The organism is Mycolicibacterium aromaticivorans JS19b1 = JCM 16368, from assembly GCF_000559085.1.
Taxonomy (GTDB): domain Bacteria; phylum Actinomycetota; class Actinomycetes; order Mycobacteriales; family Mycobacteriaceae; genus Mycobacterium; species Mycobacterium aromaticivorans.
The window spans coordinates 57,568-75,381 of sequence record NZ_JALN02000002.1; the positions used below are offsets into that span (position 1 = coordinate 57,568).

Sequence of the window (17,814 nt, forward strand, 5' to 3'; positions counted from 1 at the left end):
TGTCACCTCTTCTGGTCTGTGGTTGCCAGCTTCACGGAGTGCTACTTGGGTGGGCTGACATCTAGTTCGGCGTACATTCCGGTCCAGTAGTGACCGGTGATGTTGCAGATCAATTCGTAGCGGCCCGGTGTCAGGGTGACGGTGGTCCAGCCGCTGGCCCCGGGCGCGATGCCGGTGTTGCTCGGGTTGTCGTCACCACGGTCAGCGCCGCAGGTGCGTGAGGCTTCGCCAAGGCTGCCGGCCTCATCGACCTTGCCGTCGGGACCGATGGCACGCTGCCCGAGGTATTGGCCTTTTGCCAGGGGCAGCACGACCAATTCATGGTTGATCGCACCGGCATTGGTCACTCGGAACGACACCTGACCCGGCGGGACAGTGGCCGGATTGATGAGGATGCGCATCATCCCCATCATTCCCATCCCAGGGCCTTGGTAGCCGTTCGGCCCGGAGCCAGACTGGCCGTTCCAACCCGGCCCTAACATGCCCCCCGGGCCCATCATGCCGCCAGGGCCCATCATGGCGTGCATATCGGTGAGGGTGACGTCAACAACGGTGCCCGACAATGCCGGTGCCGCACAGGATGTGACAGCCGGAGACCGCCCAGGCCCCATCATTCCAGGCCCCATCATCCCCGGACCCCACTGCCCGGAGCCCATCATTCCCGGACCCACTCCTGGGCCGGTGGGGTACGGCGGGTTAGCGGCGGTGCGGTTATGGCGCATCGCCATTCCGATGCTCAATGCCACGGCGCATGCGATGGCGACCACCACCGCGCCGAGTGCGATTGCCAAGTCGCGTGATCTCCGGTGGGTGCCCATCGCGGTCAGCGGTGTTCCCGCAGCAGTGTCATACGCCGCCGGAACTCGTCTTCGTCGATCTCACCTCGGGCGAAGCGGTCGGCCAACCGATCTTCAGCGCGCATCCCGTCCGGGCCCGGGCCGCCCCGGTGGTGGGAGCTGCCGCCACCCGACAGATAGCGGACGGCGAAGATGATCGCCACAATCACCGCAACCACTAGCAGCACCATCAGCACACCCATCACGATGCCGCCGCCGCCCCAACCGCCGTGCCAGCCGTTACCCCACTCGTATCCACACATCTTTGCCTCCCAAGCACCAGCACTATCACTGTCCTGCTCATTTATGAGGTCAGCATGCGCGGGAGGCTGCGCTAGGGAATAGGGCCGATGGTCCTTTCCTCCACCAAAGTGCCATAACATCGCTGAATGGAGATGGCGAGCACCTCGGCAGAGATACAGCGCGTTGAGCTGGCCCCGGCGGCAGCATTGTTTCGGTCCCTCGGGGACCCCACCCGGCTAGCGATTGTGCGTCGGCTCGCCGCTGGCCCCGCCCGCGTTGTAGAGCTGGTGCAGGCAGTCGGGTTGGCACAGTCGACCGTGTCCAAACACCTTGCCTGCCTGCGGGAGTGCGGTCTGGTGGACTCCGAGCCGGTCGGGCGGGCCTCGCTGTTTCGGCTCACCCAACCCGCACTGATCGACGTACTCGCCTCCGCCCAGACCGTGCTGGAGGCCACCGGTGAAGCCGTGGCCGTCTGCCCGACATACGGCATAGACAGCTGCGCCTCCGAAACGCCATGACGAACAGCCGCGCTGTACCCACGACCCTCAGATCGCCCGGCTCACCCGTATGCCTGCCTCTGGCTGCCCTCACCACATTCCGGCTGACGCGGGATCCTGCCGGGGCTCAATTCACCGGGTTAACCGTCCCGTTGGGTCTGGAGTCTCCGGACATGCGGGGCGGTTCACGCTGATGGCTACCCCGGGGCCGAAAGTTAATCCTTAACCGACAAGTCAAACCCGTTGCCGCGCTTGGCTAGTCGTCGACATCCCCGATCTTGCCAGTACATACTGCGATGACTGCACCGCTCATCGCCAAGGCCGCGATCGCAAGAGCAAACAACCCGGACATGTACTGGAGCGATTGGGCTGCTGCATAGGGAGAGACGACAAAACCGACGATGAACCAGACGACGGCAGCCACAACGAGTGCTGCGCCGGTGTATGTCATTCCGGCGACTGTATCCAATGTTTACTCCGATCTTCTCCCAGATCGACTGCCATCGTTTGATCATCGCCCTCGATGTTCGGCCTGTCCACCAACTAGCCCGCTTGCGACTCAGATCGCGGCCTGGGGTGGTGGGTTGTCGCAGCTAGGCCGGCGACCGAGGTACTGCGGTCTGCGACTGTGACGGTTGATGCCAGATGCTTGCAACGCTGGCACTGAAAGCTAGCGCGAGCTGGTTGAATCCATAACGCGGGGCGCTGCGGGCGTCACCGACAGCATCGGAAGCCCGAGCAACCGGAGTGCATTAGCGACGACAATAAGCGTCGATCCTTCGTGAATGAGGACGGCAGGGCCGATTCCCAAGCCGAAGACCGTCGCTGGTATTAGGACCGCAACGATCCCGAGGCTGGCCCACAGATTTTGCTTGATGACTCGGGCAGAGCGCCGGCTCAGGTGGACGGCAAATGGGAGAGCCTTGAGATCGTCGGCCATCAGCGCAACGTCGGCGGTCTCCAACGCCACATCGGACCCGGCTGCGCCCATCGCTATTCCCACGCTGGCCCGCGCCATCGCCGGCGCGTCGTTAACACCGTCACCGACCATGCCCACTCGGCCGTAGCGCTCTGCCAGCGCGGCGATCTCAGCGACCTTGTCCTCTGGCATAAGGTCGCCACGGGCGTTGGCAACGCCGACTTCGGCTGCGACAGCGTCGGCCACCTGCTGGTTGTCACCTGACAGCATGACGGTGTTGCGGATCCCTAGTTCGCCGAGTCGTCTGATGACCGCCGGCGCTTCCGGCCGCGGCACATCCATCAGCCCGATCGCTCCCAGCCAGCGGTCGCCTGCGCGTACGAGCATCGTGGTACGGCCCGCGAGTTTGAGTCTGTCGATGTCCGCTGCCAGCGCCGCCGGCGGGGCGTCGGAAAGAGCTTCAATCTTGCCGATGCGGATCTGCACCCCATCCACGGATGCGACGACGCCGCGACCGATGAGGGTACGTACGTCCGTCGCCCGCGGTACCGCTGCCCCAGCCAAGCGCTCACGGCCGTCGCGGACGATCGCGGTGGCCAGAGGATGATCGCTCTGTTCCTCAACTGCTACCGCAATCTTGAGCAATTCGGTTTCGTCAACACCTGCGGCGGCAATCACGGTGGCGATCCGCGGTCTGCCCTCGGTCAGTGTGCCAGTCTTGTCAAAGGCCAACACCTCAACACGGCCCAGGTCCTCAAGGGCCGCGCCGCCCTTCATCAAGATGCCGGCCCTCGCGGCGCGTGCGACGGCCGAAAGCACAGCGCTAGGTGTTGCGATAGCCAATGCACATGGGCTGGCAGCAACCAGAACGGCAAGCGCCCGGTACACCGTGGCAGTGAAAGGCTCGTTCACGACGATTCCGGCGAATAGCAGGAGGAAGACGCCCACGAGTACGGCGGGCACAAAGATGCGCTGGAACCGGTCGGTGAAGCGCTGCGTCGACGTGGTCTTGGTCTGCGCCTCGGCGACCAAGCGGACCACCCGGGCCAGCGTGGAGTCTTCGGCGAGGCGGGTCACCTGGATCTCGAGAGCACCCGCGCCGTTGATCGTCCCGGCGAACACACGGGCTGCCGAGTCGACGAGGTCGGGCGACGCTGCCGCCGCCGCGACGTCGGGCACAGGACTCTTGTCGACAGGAACGCTCTCGCCCGTCACAGGAGCCTGGTCGACGCTGCCGGTCCCTGCGACGACGAAGCCGTCCGCGGCGAGTCGCGTGTTGGGGCGTACGACGACGATGTCCCCGATGCGGAGGTCTGCAACGGGTACCTCGATGGTCTCGCCCGTGCCGCCGCGTCGCACAAGTGCCGTCTTCGGAGCAATTTCTGCGAGCGCCTCAATCGCCCGGCGGGCACGCCCCATCGCGTAACCCTCGAGCGCGTGCCCGACGCTGAACAAGAAGAGCAGCAACGCGCCTTCCGGAACTTCACCGAGTGCCGCCGCACCGGCCGCCGATACCAGCATCAAGAAGTCGATCTCGAAGCGTCCCTGCCGGACGCTGGCGAACGCTTCCTGGACGGTGAAGAACGCGCCGAAGAAGAACGCCAGGGAATAGATCACCAGCTCAGCGGGCCGCGGTGTATCCGCGAACGTCGCCATCAGCCATCCGACGAATAGCAATGTTCCAGCGAGTCCGGCGAAGATCAATTCGCTTCGCTCCCCGAAGATTCCGCCGTGATCGTGCTGATGCGCGGAGTCCTGCGCGGACTGCCCATCATGGCCATCGCCAAGGGTGCCGGATGGCAGGGGTGGTGTCGGCGCGGATCCGGCGGCGATGACGTCGACAAGTTCTTGGGCAGTCACTGTCGTCCGTTCGAATTCCACCTCGACGGCGTCAGCCCTAGCTGCCGCGGAGACGACGCCGGGCATGGAGGACAGCCTCTCGACGAGTGCTGCTGTTCGTGCCGCCGCCCCATGATCCGTCTCGGCCATTAACCAACGCAGGTGTCCGTACCGGTTGTTGATGGTCTGCGCCGCATGCCACGCCCGCCGTTGCACTTCGGTTGCCGTCACGGCATTGGCGTCGTAGTGGACACATAGGCGCGGCTTCAGCGTGCCGCCGCCGATGACATGGGCCTTGTCGATGACTGAGGCGGCGGCCAGGTCGTGTGTCAGGCGCTCAGCGCAGCGATCGTCACTCCCCGGTAGCAGGTCGACAAGCTCGAGTGCCAATGCTTGGTTGGCCGGCTCGTCGTCGGTGTCGTGCCCTGCAGGACCGCAGTCTCCACCAATCATAGATGCAATAATACGCATATGTGCATGTCTTTGGTCAACTCCTCGAGCCAATGAGCAAGCGCCTCACGTGTGCATTGAGCCAACGCAATCGACATCGAGATGAGCACCGTGGCGAATCAAGTCCGCACCTGCTTGTCATCGAGTCGCGTCACGTCGCCGTCGTCCGGACCGTGGGTACGACCGACGTGGGCTTCGGCGCGCATCCGCTCGATCATGTGCGGGTAGTGCAGCTCGAAAGCGGGCCGCTCCGAACGGATCCGGGGCAGCTCGGTGAAGTTGTGCCGCGGCGGCGGGCACGAGGTGGCCCACTCCAGCGAGTTGCCGTAGCCCCACGGATCGTCGACGGTGACGACCTCGCCGTAGCGCCAGCTCTTGAAGACGTTCCAGACGAACGGCAGCACCGACACACCAAGGATGAACGCGCCGATCGTCGACACGATGTTCAGCGTCTCGAAGCCATCCGACGGCAGGTAGTCGGCGTAGCGGCGCGGCATCCCCTCATTACCCAGCCAGTGCTGCACCAGGAACGTGGTGTGGAAGCCGATGAAGGTCAGCCAGAAATGCAGCTTGCCCAGCCGCTCGTCGAGCAGGCGCCCGGTCATCTTCGGGAACCAGAAGTAGATCCCGGCATAGGTCGCGAACACGATGGTGCCGAACAGCACGTAATGGAAGTGCGCGATCACGAAGTAGCTGTCGCTGACCTGGAAGGCGATCGGCGGGCTGGCCAGCAGCACACCGGACAGACCACCCAGCAGGAACGTCACCAGGAAGCCGATCGAGAACAGCATCGGCGTCTCGAACGTCAGCCGGCCCTTCCACATCGTGCCGATCCAGTTGAAGAACTTGATGCCGGTGGGCACCGCGATCAGGAACGTCATGAAGCTGAAGAACGGCAGCAGCACCGCGCCCGTGACGTACATGTGGTGCGCCCACACCGCCACCGACAGCGCCGCGATGCTGATCGTGGCGTAGATCAACGTGGTGTAGCCGAAGATCGGCTTGCGGGAGAACACCGGGAAGATCTCCGAGACGATGCCGAAGAACGGCAGCGCGATGATGTACACCTCGGGGTGCCCGAAGAACCAGAACAAGTGCTGCCACAAAATCGCCCCACCGTTGGCGGGGTCGAAAATATGGGCGCCCAAGTGACGGTCAGCGGCCAGACCGAACAGCGCTGCGGTCAGCAGCGGGAAGGCCACCAGCACCAGGATCGACGTCACGAAGATGTTCCAGGTGAAGATCGGCATCCGGAACATGGTCATGCCGGGGGCGCGCATACAGACCACGGTGGTGATCATGTTGACCGCACCCAAGATGGTGCCCAGACCACCGACGATCAGACCGAGGATCCACAGATCGGCACCAGCCCCCGGGGTACTGACGGCATTCGACAACGGTGTATAGGCCGTCCAGCCGAAATCTGCCGCACCGCCGGGGGTGATGAAGCCGGCCATCGCGATCATCGCGCCGAAGACAAACAGCCAGAACGACAGCGCGTTCAGCCGCGGGAAGGCGACATCCGGCGCCCCAATCTGCAGCGGCAGCACCAGGTTGGCGAACCCGAACACGATCGGCGTCGCATAGAACAGCAGCATCACCGTGCCGTGCATCGTGAACAGCTGGTTGTACTGCTCATTGGACAGGAACTGCAGACCCGGCACCGCCAGCTCGGCACGCATGAACAGCGCCATCAAGCCACCGAGGAAAAAGAACACGAAGCACGTGACCACATACATGATGCCGATCAGCTTGTGATCGGTCGTCGTCACCAGTCGGTAAATCAAAGTGCCTGTGGGGCCCATTCGGGCCGGGAACGCGCGGCGCGCGATGAGTTCATCGGTCGGCGGCGCTTCGGTTACCACAGATTCCTCCTGCCACGAACGTCGACCACTGCGAGCGTTCTACGGTACAGATCCGTAGGATAACCTACGTAGTATCTCCGTACTATGTGACGTAGTTACGTATCCAGTAGGGCCGCATCACCCCATCACGACGGGTGTCCCGCTGGGGCGGGTGCAGAGCATTCGCACCCGCCCCAGCCCCAACCGGTGACCATCGCCGCCGCGCGAATGTCGCTAGGTTTGGCCCCTAAATACTGATGTACTACGTACGTCCGTGGAACCGGAATCGTTTTCAGGCCTAACGGCAACCACGCTGCTCACAGACCTACCAACGATGGTCTTGCGTGATTCATCAGCCCGCACAACCCGATAGTCGAGTCTCGACCGCTTGCCCAAAAGTGTGTGTTCCGTTAGCGTCTCGTCAACCAACAACAGGCTGGTGACGGTAAGGACCTCTCGAATTGGTATCGCACCTGCGCGCTGCGCGACCGACTCGGGTTACGGGTCACCGGTGGGACACCGAAGTCACTGAAGTCATTCCCATCGACAGGCACGACCCAACACTGCGTCCAAGAACGTATCTCAGCCCATTCGCCACCGACCTCGACGTACTAGCAGCGCCCGAACTCGACGACTCAAACGACTTACCCTATGAGTGGCCGCGCCTCCTACTTCCATCGCTTCGCGCCACCAATGCAACCCGATCGCGTATACCGAACCCCATCAGCGCTTCGCCACGCGCCGATGACACGAAAGGACCGGATCGTCGGCACCCAACTTCTGACGGTAGACACCGCAAACCGTTGGCGACACATCGCAGGGCATCGGAACCCACCGCAGTCATACACGGCAAGTTAGTCGTCGCCGCCATGGCAGCTGGAGCAATCGCCGCTGGGACGAATATTGCGCTCAACGCAACGGGCGCCCAGGCCTCCGCTGCCAGCACGGCCGACGCCGCTGAATCGCAGCACCCCCAGTCAAACGAAGGTTGGGGCGCTCAAATCGTCTCCATCGCCAACAACGTCGACTCGACGATTCATCGAGAAGAACTCGCCCGGGGGACGACCTACGCTCGGGTCTATCTCGCTAACGGTGTTTCCGGCGTTTTTCATCAGTAGGTTTCGGCTGCCGGGAATCGGTCGGCGAAGGTGATCGCGAACGCATTGAGGGCAGGTTTCCACCGCATCGTCCATCGTGCCCTGCCGACACCGGTCGGGTCCAGTGATCGGGTCACCAGATACAGGCACTTGAGCGCCGCCTGCTCGGAGGGGAAGTGTCCGCGGGCCTTGATCGCGCGGCGGTAGCGGGCGTTGAGCGACTCGATCGCGTTCGTCGAGCAGATCACTCGCCGGATCTCCACGTCGTAGTCCAGGAACGGAATGAACTCCGCCCAGGCGTTGTCCCAGAGCCGGATCACTGCCGGGTAGCGCTGCCCCCATTTCTCGGCCAGCTCGTCGAACGCCGCCCGAGCCGCGGTCGCGTTGACCGCAGTGTAGATCGGCTTGACGTCGCCCTTGATCTCGTCCCAGTACTTGCGGGACGTGAGCCGAAAAGTGTTGCGCAGCAGATGAATGATGCACGTCTGCACGATCGCCTGCGGCCACACATTGCCCACCACCTCGGGCAGTCCCTTGAGCCCGTCGCAGACGACGAAGAAGGTGTCCTTGATGCCGCGGTTGCGTAGGTCGGTGAGCACGCTCATCCAGAACTTGGCGCCCTCCCCGCCGGTGCCGGCCCACAAGCCGAGGATGTCGCGTTCCCCGGCCAGGGTGACCCCGATGGCAGCGTAGAACGGCCGGTTGGCGACTTGGCCGTCGCGGACCTTGACCACGATCGCGTCGATGAAGATCGCGGCGTAGGTTTCATCCAGCGGTCGCACCGACCAGTCGTTCATCTCCTCAAGCACCTTGTCGGTGATGCGGCTGATCGTCTCTTTGGATACCGACGCCCCGTAGATCTCGGCGAAGTGCGCCGAGATCTCACCGGTGGTCAAGCCCTTCGCGTACAGCGACAGCACGACCTCGTCCACGCCGTTCAGGCGACGTTGGCGTTTCTTGACGATCTGAGGCTCGAAGGTCGATGCCCGATCGCGCGGCACGTCAAGTTCGACCGGGCCGGTGGTGTCGGTCAGCACCGTCTTGGTGCGGGTGCCGTTGCGGATGTTGCCCGACCCCGTCTCGGGCGGGTCGTGTTTCTCATAGCCGAGGTGCTCGGTCATCTCCTCATTGAGCGCGGTCTCGAGGACCGTCTTGGTCAACTGCTTGAGCAGCCCGTCGGGCCCGGTCAGCGACAAGCCCTGCTCCTGGGCCAATCGGACCAGTTCGACCGCAGCCTTCTGGCCTTCGGACTGCTCAGCCGCCTTCTTCTTCGCCACATCGTCCAGTGTCGTCATCACGGCACCTTTCTCGCCGAGCATCACTCAGCGTGTCAGTGCCGGAAACACCGTTAGATCCACAGTCCCCTACGCTCAGGAGCGAGCCGCGCGTGAAGCGCGATTGCGACGCCCACCTTTCGTCTTCCCGACTCGTGGCATCGTGACATCCGGATTTGGGACACGGTGGGGCACTTTGCATGGCGGACTGGATATCGCCAATGCGATCGGTACGCCGATCTACGCGTCGTTCGATGGAGAAGTGATCGCTGCTGGGCCGACGCCAGGCTTCGGTATGTGGGTCAAGATCCGGGATGCGCAGGGCACCATCACGCTCTACGGCCACATCGACACCGCCACCGTGCAGGTTGGGGAGCGTGTTTTCGCCGGCGATCAAATCGCCACAATGGGTAATCGCGGCAACTCGACAGGCCCGCACCTGCACTTCGAAGTCCTTGTCAACGGTTCAGACAAGACCGACCCCATGTGGTGGCTGAACGAACGTGGTGTGACCAGCGGGTAGGTCCGCCGCAGGCCATTGAGGGCCGCGGTGTCCTAGCCCCGTGCACCCCAGCCCGATTTCGGTGAATCGTGCGTCGCACCGCTGGCTGCTCGACGCCGTAAGCTACCTACTGACTAATTCAGGAGGTTGGATCATCGCCCACGTACGTGGCTTTGGAGAACTCGAGGCAGCGATCATGGATCGCCTTTGGAACCGTGACCCCGAGACCGATACAGCTGTCAGGGAGATTTTTGACGAGTTGAGCGCCGAACGCAAGATCGCGTACACAACAGTAATGTCGACGATGGACAACCTGCATGGGAAGGGCTGGTTGTCACGAAAACGTGATGGAAAGGCATACCGCTACCGGCCCACCCTGACCCGGGAAGAGCACAGCGCCCGCTTGATGCTCGAAGCTCTCAACGGTGGTGGACGTTCAGAGGCCGTACTGAGCCATTTCGTCGCACAGATTGACGCAGAAGAGTCCGCCGACTTACGTGCCGCGCTGCGACGCCTCGCACGAAAGTCGAGGCGATGACCGTCGCGGCCGCGCTGTTGCTCTATGTGACAATCATTTTGGCCGCAGGCCCGAGGTTGCTGATTTCGATGACCGCCAACGGCGGTGCTCCCCGGTTGGGGATCGCCGCATGGTTGACAGCAATCGTTACCATGCTCGGATGTTCTATCGCTGCAACGGTATTGCTGCTGATCGAAGTCGCCGGACACTGGGACAGCCCTGACGCATTGATCGTGTCGTGCCTTGAGCGGCTACAAGCGATCCTTCTCGGCCATGGCGGCTGGACCCCAAGGTTGGTCGCGACCGCCGCAGTCAGCATCGTCAGCGGGTGCTTGGTCGCCGTCTGCGTCCGACTCGTTCGCGCCCTGGTGCGTATGCGCGCCCACACGTTTGCCCACGCCGACGCCGTGCGTCTGGTGGGCAAATCGGACGGCGGCGACATAGTCATCATCGAGGCAGCCGAGCCCGCGGCGTACTGCGTGGCAGGGCGGCCACCGGCTATCGTCGTCACTACCGCCGCTCTCGCGGCCCTCGATGAAACGCAGCTGGCGGCCGTCGTGGCCCACGAGCGTGCTCACCTCAGGGGGCGCCATGCGCATGTTGTCGCTGCAGTGCGCGGCCTGGCCGCGGCCCTACCCAGAGTTAGGCTCCTCACCAGCGCCACTACTCAAATCTCATTCCTGCTAGAGATGTGTGCCGATGACGCTGCGGCGCAACGCCATGGCCGGCAACCACTGCTTGCCGGGTTACTGAAGTTGGCGGGTGCGTCTGCACCCATCCACGGTCTGGCGGCAGCAAGTGTCGCCGTGCTGGTGCGCGCCCAGCGTCTCAGTGCTCCACAGATCGGGTTCGCTCAGCTCCGCGCACGCCTTACGTTAAGTAGCGCACTTACGGCAATGGTGGCTATACCGACTGCCATCGTTGCACTGTCGCTTTATGGAGCCTTGATCTGCTTCGCATAATTCGCTACACCCTTTTCGACAGGCCAGGCGCGACGCCGTGACGAGCGCGAAATCGGATGAAAGCAGCTTCGAACCGCCGTAACCGCCACCTCATCGCCAGCAGGTAGCTGCGATATCCGACCGTTCCCCTCGGCTGTCGAGCAGTCTGCACCGCTCATCTACGTAGTGAATACGTAAGATGGTGGTGCAACAACTCACGGCGATCGGCGGGAAAGATTTTATGAGGCGAATCGGCGCCGCAATTAACAGGCGGCGCAGAGGTATCTGGTGGGCAGCGCTGCTAGCGCTAGCAGTAGGCGCCAGCGCAATCGTCGGGGTGAGCGCACGTGGTTCATCAACCTCAGCGCCACCACAATCCGGTGCGATCGTTGACAAAGGCACCCCATACAGCGACCTGCTCACTCCGAGCTTGCGGATGTCGGTCACCGAGGGCGCCGTCGGGGTGTCGGTAGATGCTCCCGTGACGGTCAGCGCAACGAGCGGCGTCCTGGGGCCGGTTGCTCTGATCAACGAGCGGGGCCGCGTCGTCAGTGGCGAAGTGAGCCCCGATGGAGTGGCCTGGCGGTCCGCAGAACCCTTGGGTTACAACCGGACATACACGTTGAGCGCTGAGGCACTTGGCCTCAGCGGCGTGGCGCGCAGGACCGCCACCTTCCAAACGCACTCACCGCAGAACCTCACTATGCCCTACCTGCTGCCAAACGATGGTGACGTCGTCGGAGTCGGCCAACCCGTTGCAGTGCGGTTCGACGAGAACATTTCCAATCGACTCGCCGCCCAGCGAGCGATAACCATCACGACAAACCCGCCAGTCGGCGGAGCCTTCTACTGGTTCAGCGACCGCGAATTACGCTGGCGCCCAGCGCAATACTGGAAACCAGGAACCACGGTCAACGTCCAGGTCAAGGCTTACGGCGTCGATTTCGGCGGAGGATTGTTTGGCCAGGACGACGCCACGACTCGTTTCACGATCGGCGACGAGGTCATCGCGACCGCCGACGACGCCACCAAGACGATGACCGTGCGCGTGAACGGTTCCGTGGTCAAGACAATGCCCATTTCGATGGGCAAGAACAAGACTCCTACCGACAACGGCACCTACATCATCGGAGACCGGTACTCCTTCCTCGTCATGGACTCTTCGACGTATGGCGTACCGGTGAACTCACCGGACGGGTATCGGACAGAAGTGAACTGGGCCACTCAGATGTCCTATAGCGGAATCTACGTTCATTCCGCACCTTGGTCCGTCGGTAGCCAGGGACGCAACAACGTCAGCCACGGCTGTCTCAACGTCAGCCCGGACAACGCGAAGTGGTTCTATGACACGACCAAACGCGGCGACATCGTCGAGGTCATCAATACCGTGGGGCCCGCGTTGTCAGGGACCGACGGGCTCGGCGACTGGAATATTCCCTGGGATCAATGGAGCGCCGGTAACGCCGCGCTGTAGTACACAGCAAGTGCGAAAGCCGGGGCCATGACCTGTTTCCTCCGTGTCGACGCCGACTCGAAGAAATGGTGTCGACGAGGTCTCTAGTCTGAGCTCGACGAACCCGAGGTGAACGACCCTCTCCCCCAAGCCTTGTCAACGACCTTCGAAGTCGGCAGCCCAATTACCCTTTGGCTGCATACGCCAACATCGCCACACCTAGCAGTCCGAAACATACACTCGGGAGCGCGCCGCCCAGCGCCAGGACGGACGCGAACAACAACAGAACGGGGAGGAATCCATGCGCACCTTCGCGACGACCCTGGTAGCCCTGACGCTCTGGTGGTTGGCTGCCGGGATCGCTGCGGCTCACACAGGGCTCGTGAGTTCCGACCCGACCACGGACGCCACCGTGACGATCCCTCCGGGAGTCGTCACATTGACGTTCAGCGAAGACATCAATCCAGCATTCGCGACCATCGTCGTCAACAGTGCCGACGGTCGCAATTGGATAACCGGCCCTCCCCGGGTCGAGGGACCACAAGTCACCGCCACCATGGGGCCAGATCGTCCCGCAAGCGGCGTCTACACCGTCGGCTACCGCGTGGTATCAGCGGATGGCCACCCCGTATCCGGCTCCTACAAATTCACGATCGCTGGTGTTCCCGGCGGGACCCAACCTGCAGCCACCGTTTCCGAGGCTGCCCCCACCGCGGCGTCTGCACCGCAATCACCGTCCCCCGCAGGATCGGACACCAAAACATCCATCCTCATCGCAGCCGTCGCCGGCCTGGTCCTCGGCGGGGTGATCGCACTATGGCAATCGTGGCGGCGCCGCCGAGCACGCGCGCCGCTCAGCGAGGCAGGATCTGCCGACTCGGCAACCCCCGGGGACGAGGCGAGAACACCGCCTTCTGGCTAAACGCCTCGCTTCGCTGGCCACCTCCGCATCCACCTGCCTCAGCCCGGTCGTGGGCTGCAGTGAACCATCTACGGTCTTAGTACGTATATACTCGCGAGCACGATCCCCAATCCAGCATCTCTCGACCACAATCGCCGTCCCGGGCGTGCCTCTCGGCTACACATGTGAAAGACAAACTCCCTCATGGCTCCTATCACACGAATTCTGCTGACCGTCTTTACAGTCATCACCGTGATCATGGGGGTCGGTGTCTATCTTTCGGTTCGCGACCGGGAGACGCCCGCGGTGGCGCAGGCACAGACAGAAGATGCCGGCCAGTTGATCCGCGAAGACAGTCACCGCCTCAATACAGTGCCGGGCAGTGACGTCACCTTCGTCGAATTCCTCGATTTCGAATGCGAAGCATGCCGGGCGGCGTTCCCGCTCGTCGAGCAGCTGCGGTCGCAGTACGGGGACCGTGTCAATTTCGTCGTCCGCTACTTCCCCATCCAGTCCCACTTCAACGCCGAACGGGCGGCCCGTGCGGTCGAATCGGCGGCCCAGCAAGGCAAGTTCGAACCGATGTATAAGAAGATGTACCAGACACAGAGCGAGTGGGGTGAGCAGAAGACGCCGGCTGACGCGATCTTCCGTGGATTTGCTACCGAAGTCGGCCTCGACATGGCGAAGTTCGATGCTGTCTACAACGATCCCGCCACCGTCGCACGCATCAATCTGGATGTTGCGGATGGTAAAGCACTTGGCGTCGAGGGCACCCCGACCATCTTCTTAGATGGCAAGCGGTTGAAGTTCAGGAGCTACTCGGACTTGTCAACAGCAGTCGAGCAAGCGTTGCAGAAGTAGCACTTCGTCGCAGGACCCTGATCGAAGCGGCGTTCGACCAGATCAGGCCGAAACGACGCGGTGGGATCGACGATGGTGGTGCGTACTTTGAAGGTGCGCGGGCTGATCCCGGCGAGCCCGATCTCGGCCATGAACTTGGCGACTGTTTTCTCCGAGACCTGCTCATCGGCGGCACGCAGGTCGGCGGCGATCCGGGGCGATCCGTAGGTTCCGCCGGAGTCGCGATGATGGTCGATGATCTTCACGGTCAGGTCGGCCTTTCGTTGCTCATTGTCAGTCAATGCTGTTGTGACCGAACGCTTCGCACGCTTGTAGTAGCCGGAGGTCGAGACCTGCAGCAGGCGTGCCATTCGGGTGATCGCGGTGTTCGCGCACTCTGCGGCCATCAGCTCGAACCGGTCAGTTGATTCTTAGTGTGCGGACAGCGGAGCGGTCGACGCCGCACGAGATGGCGTCCCCGCCGTCGGCCAGACAGTCGGCGGGCGCGTAAGGCCGGCCATCGCGTACCAGCCACGGCGCATCCCGCATACCGAGTACAGGAATGTTGTTCTGACGGAAGGCTTCCCAGATCCCCAGGTGGCTGGCCGGCATTTCGTCGCCGGGCGCGATGCTGCGCGGGCGGGTGGTGGTGAACACGAAGTCGGGACAGTCGGCCACCAGTTGTTTCATGGCCCGTTGCACCCACTGGTAGCACTGCGGATATAACCTCCGTGCGACTTTTTCAGGCGTGCTATCTCGCCACCCCAAACTGATTGGGCGCCGGCATCACCCACACGGCAAATCTGGACCATTGACGAGATTCCGACGGCGAGCACCACTATCGCGACGAGGATGTTGGTGACGACGCGGTGTTTGTCCGATCGACGTTCGATCACGCGCAACACCACGAGCACGATCGCAACCACCAGCAGCGCGATGGAGTAGTAAATCATTACGCTGCCCCGGGCGGCATGTTCCTGCAAGATGGGGGTCGGTTTGGTTCTCAGGTCGTACAGCCAGTCTCCGGCATTTAGCATGATGGGCGTCAATACCATTGTGGCCGTGGCCAATATCAGCGTGAGCCACAACAGCTGGCCCGCCGGGCGGCCGGCCACAACCCACAGACGATCACCAGCGGGGCAGTCAGCGCCACCACACCACCACGAAGTGCAGCAGTAGGGCATGAGCGGGCATCCCGTTGACGATGGTCATAGAACTCCTCGGCTGGCGGGTGGCGGGGTGCAGTGACATCAGTCCCGATCATCGGCGCGCTGGTCCGGCAGTGCGGGGCCAGGGCCGTGGTATGCCCGCCAGATCAGCCGCCGAGCCCCTTCTTGATGGCCGCATCCTGCTTTTGGCCGACATCGTTGACGAAGTCCTGTGGTGCCGCCGCGTCTGTTGGGCCGTCAAATTCCAGCGTGACGAACGCCCTGCCTTCGGTGAACAGCAGTATCGTCACGCCCTTGCTACGGTCCGGCGAGTTCCCCAACAACGTCGTTCCGCCCGTGCCGACGTTGGCCGGTTGCGTTGTCGGGTCTTTGATGGCGTCACCCTGTTGACCTTTGGCCGCGTTCAACGCGTTCGTAGCGGCGGCGGGATCTGCGAAGACCTGGATGGTGTCTTTGATGACGTGGCTGCCGTCTTCGTCTCTGAACGTCGTCGCGACGCCCTGCTGGCCATTCGGGTTGTTCGTTGGTGGGGTGGCCGTGAAGGGTATCGGTGCATCGACATCGCTCGCCTGGATCAACAGCCGGGTGTAGTCGCTCGACTGTGCCGGTGCCAACGACGTCGGTGCTGAGCTGCGGGTACTCGTGGCTGGGGTGGCAGATCCCGACTTTGACGTCGATGACGTCGAATCGCTGCCGCAGCCGGCGATCGACACGCTCAGTACCACCGCCGCCGCAACGCCCGCGACCACCGTTTGTGCAATCCTCATCGCATCGAGCCCGCTAGTAGTAGTTTGTTAGGTCGGTGTGTCGCAACGGTTTTCGTTGTCGTCTCTGGGAGAATCGGGGGGTGGATGCAGCTGAACTCGTACGCGTCGATGGGCAGTTGGATTCCTTTGTCGGCGAGGTGTTCTCGTCCTTGGTGCGCAAGGATCGACGGGCGACGGCGGGGCTGTATGTGCGATGGGTTGATGCTCGACGGTCAGCGCAAGTCGATGCAGCCGATGGCGGCGCGGCTGAGGGTGGATCACCAGCGGCTGCAGCAGTTCGTGACCAGTTCGCCGTGGGAGGTGGAGCCGGTCCGCAAGGCATGCGCCTTGATTCAGCCGCACGCGTGGATGATCGATGACACCGGGCTCGTCAAGGACGGAGCCTCCTCGGCGTGCGTGGCCCGTCAATACACGGGCACGCTGGGCAAGGTCGGCAACTGTCAGGTCGCGGTCAGCGTGCACGCCGCCTCGGATGCGGCCTCCGCACCGCTGGATTGGCGACTGTATGTGCCCCCAAGCTGGGACGAGGACGGCGCCGAGGACCCCGCAGCGGTCGCTGTCGCCCGTGAACGGTGCGCGATCCCCGACAGCGAGCATCACCGGCCGAAGTGGCAGATGGCCCTGGAGACGGCCGACTCTCAAGACACAGATCCTCACACCGCAGGGACATCTATGGTCTAGCTACGTAGATCACGGAAAGGTTACGAGAATTGGCGCGCAATGTCCACGCGCGGGGCTCGTCTGCGACGGTGCATCGCCGTCCGCAAGTGCGAGATCCCGCTCGAAGCAATGCAAGTACAAACTAGCGCAACGCATCACGGAGTCGAAGGCACACTGGCCCGGCCAACAGGACTGACGTCGAGACAAACAGCCAAATACTATGTGCAATAGTAGGCAGCGACTCAGTAGATCACCTGCGGACTTGCCTTCGAGGGACGACATGACAAGCGGAACCGCCATCACGGCCCGGGTTCACTCACTCAATCGACCAAACATGGTCTCCGTCGGGACGATCGTGTGGCTGTCCAGTGAGCTGATGTTCTTCGCCGGCCTGTTCGCGATGTACTTCACCGCTCGCGCCCAGGCCGACGAGTGGCCGCCGCCCCCCACCGAGCTGAACCTCGCGCTCGCAGTGCCAGTGACATTGGTACTCATCGCGTCGTCATTCACCTGCCAGATGGGTGTCTTCGCCGCCGAACGCGGCGACGTGTTCGGCCTGCGCCGGTGGTACGTCGTCACCTTCGTCATGGGGTTTCTCTTCGTGCTCGGCCAGGGCTACGAGTACATCAACCTGGTGCATGAGGGAACCACCATCTCCAGCAGCGCATACGGATCGGTCTTCTACCTGACCACGGGCTTTCACGGATTGCACGTCATTGGCGGCCTAGTCGCCTTCATCCTGCTGCTCATGCGCACGCGCATGAGCAAGTTCACCCCCGCCCAGGCGACGGCCGCCATCGTCGTCTCCTACTACTGGCACTTCGTGGACATCGTTTGGATCGCACTCTTTGCAACGATCTACTTCGTACGGTGACGGAGGCAACGCCGCGTTGCCGCCGCCGTTGTCGGGCTTACCTCACCCGCGGCGGCGTAGGTCGCCACAGAACCGCCGCCCGTGGGGTCGACGTCGACCCCGGCCGCTGAAAGCACTGATATCCCGACGCCGCCGACACACTCGTACGACGACACCCACACCGAGCAACAACCCGAAGGCTCGAGCCC

16 protein-coding genes and 4 pseudogenes are annotated in these 17,814 nt (G+C 62.9%); 11 read left to right on the top strand and 9 right to left on the bottom strand.

Features of this window, described 5'->3' with window-relative positions:
- Window positions 1–41: 41 nt before the first annotated feature.
- On the bottom strand, window positions 42–818 hold the full coding sequence (locus tag Y900_RS26610) for a sulfocyanin-like copper-binding protein (RefSeq protein ID WP_036348194.1): 777 nt from the start codon (window positions 816–818) through the stop codon (window positions 42–44).
- Window positions 819–823: 5 nt separating this feature from the next.
- The gene (locus Y900_RS26615; RefSeq protein ID WP_036348196.1) at window positions 824–1,099 is read right to left on the bottom strand and encodes an SHOCT domain-containing protein; all 276 of its coding nucleotides are present in this window, start codon (window positions 1,097–1,099) and stop codon (window positions 824–826) included.
- 132 nt (window positions 1,100–1,231) lie between these two features.
- Between Y900_RS26615 and Y900_RS26620 the strand changes: the two genes are divergently transcribed.
- On the top strand, window positions 1,232–1,597 hold the full coding sequence (locus Y900_RS26620) for an ArsR/SmtB family transcription factor (RefSeq protein WP_036348819.1): 366 nt from the start codon (window positions 1,232–1,234) through the stop codon (window positions 1,595–1,597).
- Window positions 1,598–1,844: 247 nt separating this feature from the next.
- The gene (locus tag Y900_RS33770) at window positions 1,845–2,087 is read left to right on the top strand and encodes a hypothetical protein (RefSeq protein ID WP_109751286.1); all 243 of its coding nucleotides are present in this window, start codon (window positions 1,845–1,847) and stop codon (window positions 2,085–2,087) included.
- Window positions 2,088–2,246: 159 nt separating this feature from the next.
- Here the strand turns inward: Y900_RS33770 and Y900_RS26630 are convergent, their stop codons facing one another.
- The gene (locus Y900_RS26630; protein ID WP_237752732.1) at window positions 2,247–4,838 is read right to left on the bottom strand and encodes a heavy metal translocating P-type ATPase; all 2,592 of its coding nucleotides are present in this window, start codon (window positions 4,836–4,838) and stop codon (window positions 2,247–2,249) included.
- Window positions 4,839–4,903: 65 nt separating this feature from the next.
- Window positions 4,904–6,649 carry an aa3-type cytochrome oxidase subunit I gene (gene ctaD, locus Y900_RS26635; RefSeq protein ID WP_036348202.1) on the bottom strand — a complete coding sequence of 582 codons (1,746 nt, stop codon included), beginning with the start codon at window positions 6,647–6,649 and terminating at the stop codon, window positions 4,904–4,906.
- An 848-nt stretch (window positions 6,650–7,497) separates the two neighbouring features.
- Between ctaD and Y900_RS32220 the strand changes: the two genes are divergently transcribed.
- Window positions 7,498–7,746: a hypothetical protein gene (locus Y900_RS32220; protein ID WP_131536316.1), complete on the top strand. Its 249-nt coding sequence runs from the start codon at window positions 7,498–7,500 to the stop codon at window positions 7,744–7,746.
- Here the strand turns inward: Y900_RS32220 and Y900_RS26640 are convergent.
- Entirely contained in the window at window positions 7,740–9,020 is a 1,281-nt protein-coding gene (locus Y900_RS26640; protein WP_036348825.1) for an IS256 family transposase, read from the bottom strand. The genes Y900_RS32220 and Y900_RS26640 overlap by 7 nt on opposite strands.
- A gap of 70 nt (window positions 9,021–9,090) precedes the next feature.
- On the opposite strand from Y900_RS26640, the pseudogene Y900_RS26645 reads away from it, so the two are divergent.
- The 6 genes and pseudogenes from Y900_RS26645 to Y900_RS26670 all read left to right on the top strand — a co-directional run.
- A pseudogene (locus Y900_RS26645) lies at window positions 9,091–9,522 on the top strand (M23 family metallopeptidase); the annotation flags it as partial.
- Window positions 9,523–9,655: 133 nt separating this feature from the next.
- Window positions 9,656–10,039 (top strand): BlaI/MecI/CopY family transcriptional regulator, encoded by a 384-nt coding sequence (locus tag Y900_RS26650; RefSeq protein WP_081845417.1) that lies wholly within the window; start codon window positions 9,656–9,658, stop codon window positions 10,037–10,039.
- Window positions 10,036–10,980, top strand: a complete 945-nt coding sequence (locus Y900_RS26655; RefSeq protein ID WP_036348205.1) for a M56 family metallopeptidase — start codon at window positions 10,036–10,038, stop codon at window positions 10,978–10,980. Before Y900_RS26650 ends, Y900_RS26655 begins: the two co-directional genes overlap by 4 nt.
- Window positions 10,981–11,200: 220 nt before the next feature.
- Entirely contained in the window at window positions 11,201–12,433 is a 1,233-nt protein-coding gene (locus Y900_RS26660; protein WP_036348208.1) for a L,D-transpeptidase, read from the top strand.
- Window positions 12,434–12,713: 280 nt separating this feature from the next.
- The gene (locus Y900_RS26665; RefSeq protein ID WP_051660487.1) at window positions 12,714–13,334 is read left to right on the top strand and encodes a copper resistance CopC family protein; all 621 of its coding nucleotides are present in this window, start codon (window positions 12,714–12,716) and stop codon (window positions 13,332–13,334) included.
- A 183-nt stretch (window positions 13,335–13,517) separates the two neighbouring features.
- The gene (locus tag Y900_RS26670; protein ID WP_036348211.1) at window positions 13,518–14,177 is read left to right on the top strand and encodes a DsbA family protein; all 660 of its coding nucleotides are present in this window, start codon (window positions 13,518–13,520) and stop codon (window positions 14,175–14,177) included.
- Here Y900_RS26670 and Y900_RS26675 read toward each other — a convergent pair.
- The 4 genes and pseudogenes from Y900_RS26675 to Y900_RS26690 form a co-directional block, all read right to left on the bottom strand.
- Window positions 14,132–14,563 carry an IS3 family transposase gene (locus Y900_RS26675; RefSeq protein WP_109751271.1) on the bottom strand — a complete coding sequence of 144 codons (432 nt, stop codon included), beginning with the start codon at window positions 14,561–14,563 and terminating at the stop codon, window positions 14,132–14,134. The genes Y900_RS26670 and Y900_RS26675 overlap by 46 nt on opposite strands.
- Window positions 14,564–14,597: 34 nt before the next feature.
- Window positions 14,598–14,879, bottom strand: a pseudogene (locus Y900_RS26680) (acyltransferase family protein); the annotation flags it as partial.
- Window positions 14,843–15,368, bottom strand: a pseudogene (locus Y900_RS26685) (hypothetical protein). The pseudogenes Y900_RS26685 and Y900_RS26680, both read right to left, overlap by 37 nt.
- A 103-nt stretch (window positions 15,369–15,471) precedes the next feature.
- Window positions 15,472–16,074 carry a hypothetical protein gene (locus Y900_RS26690; RefSeq protein ID WP_420329852.1) on the bottom strand — a complete coding sequence of 201 codons (603 nt, stop codon included), beginning with the start codon at window positions 16,072–16,074 and terminating at the stop codon, window positions 15,472–15,474.
- Window positions 16,075–16,172: 98 nt separating this feature from the next.
- On the opposite strand from Y900_RS26690, the pseudogene Y900_RS26695 reads away from it, so the two are divergent.
- Both Y900_RS26695 and ctaE read left to right on the top strand, forming a co-directional pair.
- A pseudogene (locus Y900_RS26695) lies at window positions 16,173–16,728 on the top strand (IS701 family transposase); the annotation flags it as partial.
- Between the two features lie 304 nt (window positions 16,729–17,032).
- Window positions 17,033–17,626, top strand: coding sequence for an aa3-type cytochrome oxidase subunit III (gene ctaE, locus Y900_RS26700; protein ID WP_036348220.1), 594 nt, complete (start codon window positions 17,033–17,035; stop codon window positions 17,624–17,626).
- The last annotated feature ends 188 nt before the right edge of the window (window positions 17,627–17,814 follow it).

Bases quoted from the DNA above. Each gene is read 5' to 3' on its own strand.
- Y900_RS26610 (WP_036348194.1), bottom strand. From the start codon at position 818: ATGGGCACCCACCGGAGATCACGCGACTTGGCAATCGCACTCGGCGCG.
- Y900_RS26615 (WP_036348196.1), bottom strand. From the start codon at position 1,099: ATGTGTGGATACGAGTGGGGTAACGGCTGGCACGGCGGTTGGGGCGGC.
- Y900_RS26620 (WP_036348819.1), top strand. From the start codon at position 1,232: ATGGCGAGCACCTCGGCAGAGATACAGCGCGTTGAGCTGGCCCCGGCG.
- Y900_RS32220 (WP_131536316.1), top strand. From the start codon at position 7,498: ATGGCAGCTGGAGCAATCGCCGCTGGGACGAATATTGCGCTCAACGCA.
- Y900_RS26640 (WP_036348825.1), bottom strand. From the start codon at position 9,020: ATGACGACACTGGACGATGTGGCGAAGAAGAAGGCGGCTGAGCAGTCC.
- Y900_RS26655 (WP_036348205.1), top strand. From the start codon at position 10,036: ATGACCGTCGCGGCCGCGCTGTTGCTCTATGTGACAATCATTTTGGCC.
- Y900_RS26660 (WP_036348208.1), top strand. From the start codon at position 11,201: ATGAGGCGAATCGGCGCCGCAATTAACAGGCGGCGCAGAGGTATCTGG.
- Y900_RS26665 (WP_051660487.1), top strand. From the start codon at position 12,714: ATGCGCACCTTCGCGACGACCCTGGTAGCCCTGACGCTCTGGTGGTTG.
- Y900_RS26670 (WP_036348211.1), top strand. From the start codon at position 13,518: ATGGCTCCTATCACACGAATTCTGCTGACCGTCTTTACAGTCATCACC.
- Y900_RS26675 (WP_109751271.1), bottom strand. From the start codon at position 14,563: ATGGCCGCAGAGTGCGCGAACACCGCGATCACCCGAATGGCACGCCTG.
- ctaE (WP_036348220.1), top strand. From the start codon at position 17,033: ATGACAAGCGGAACCGCCATCACGGCCCGGGTTCACTCACTCAATCGA.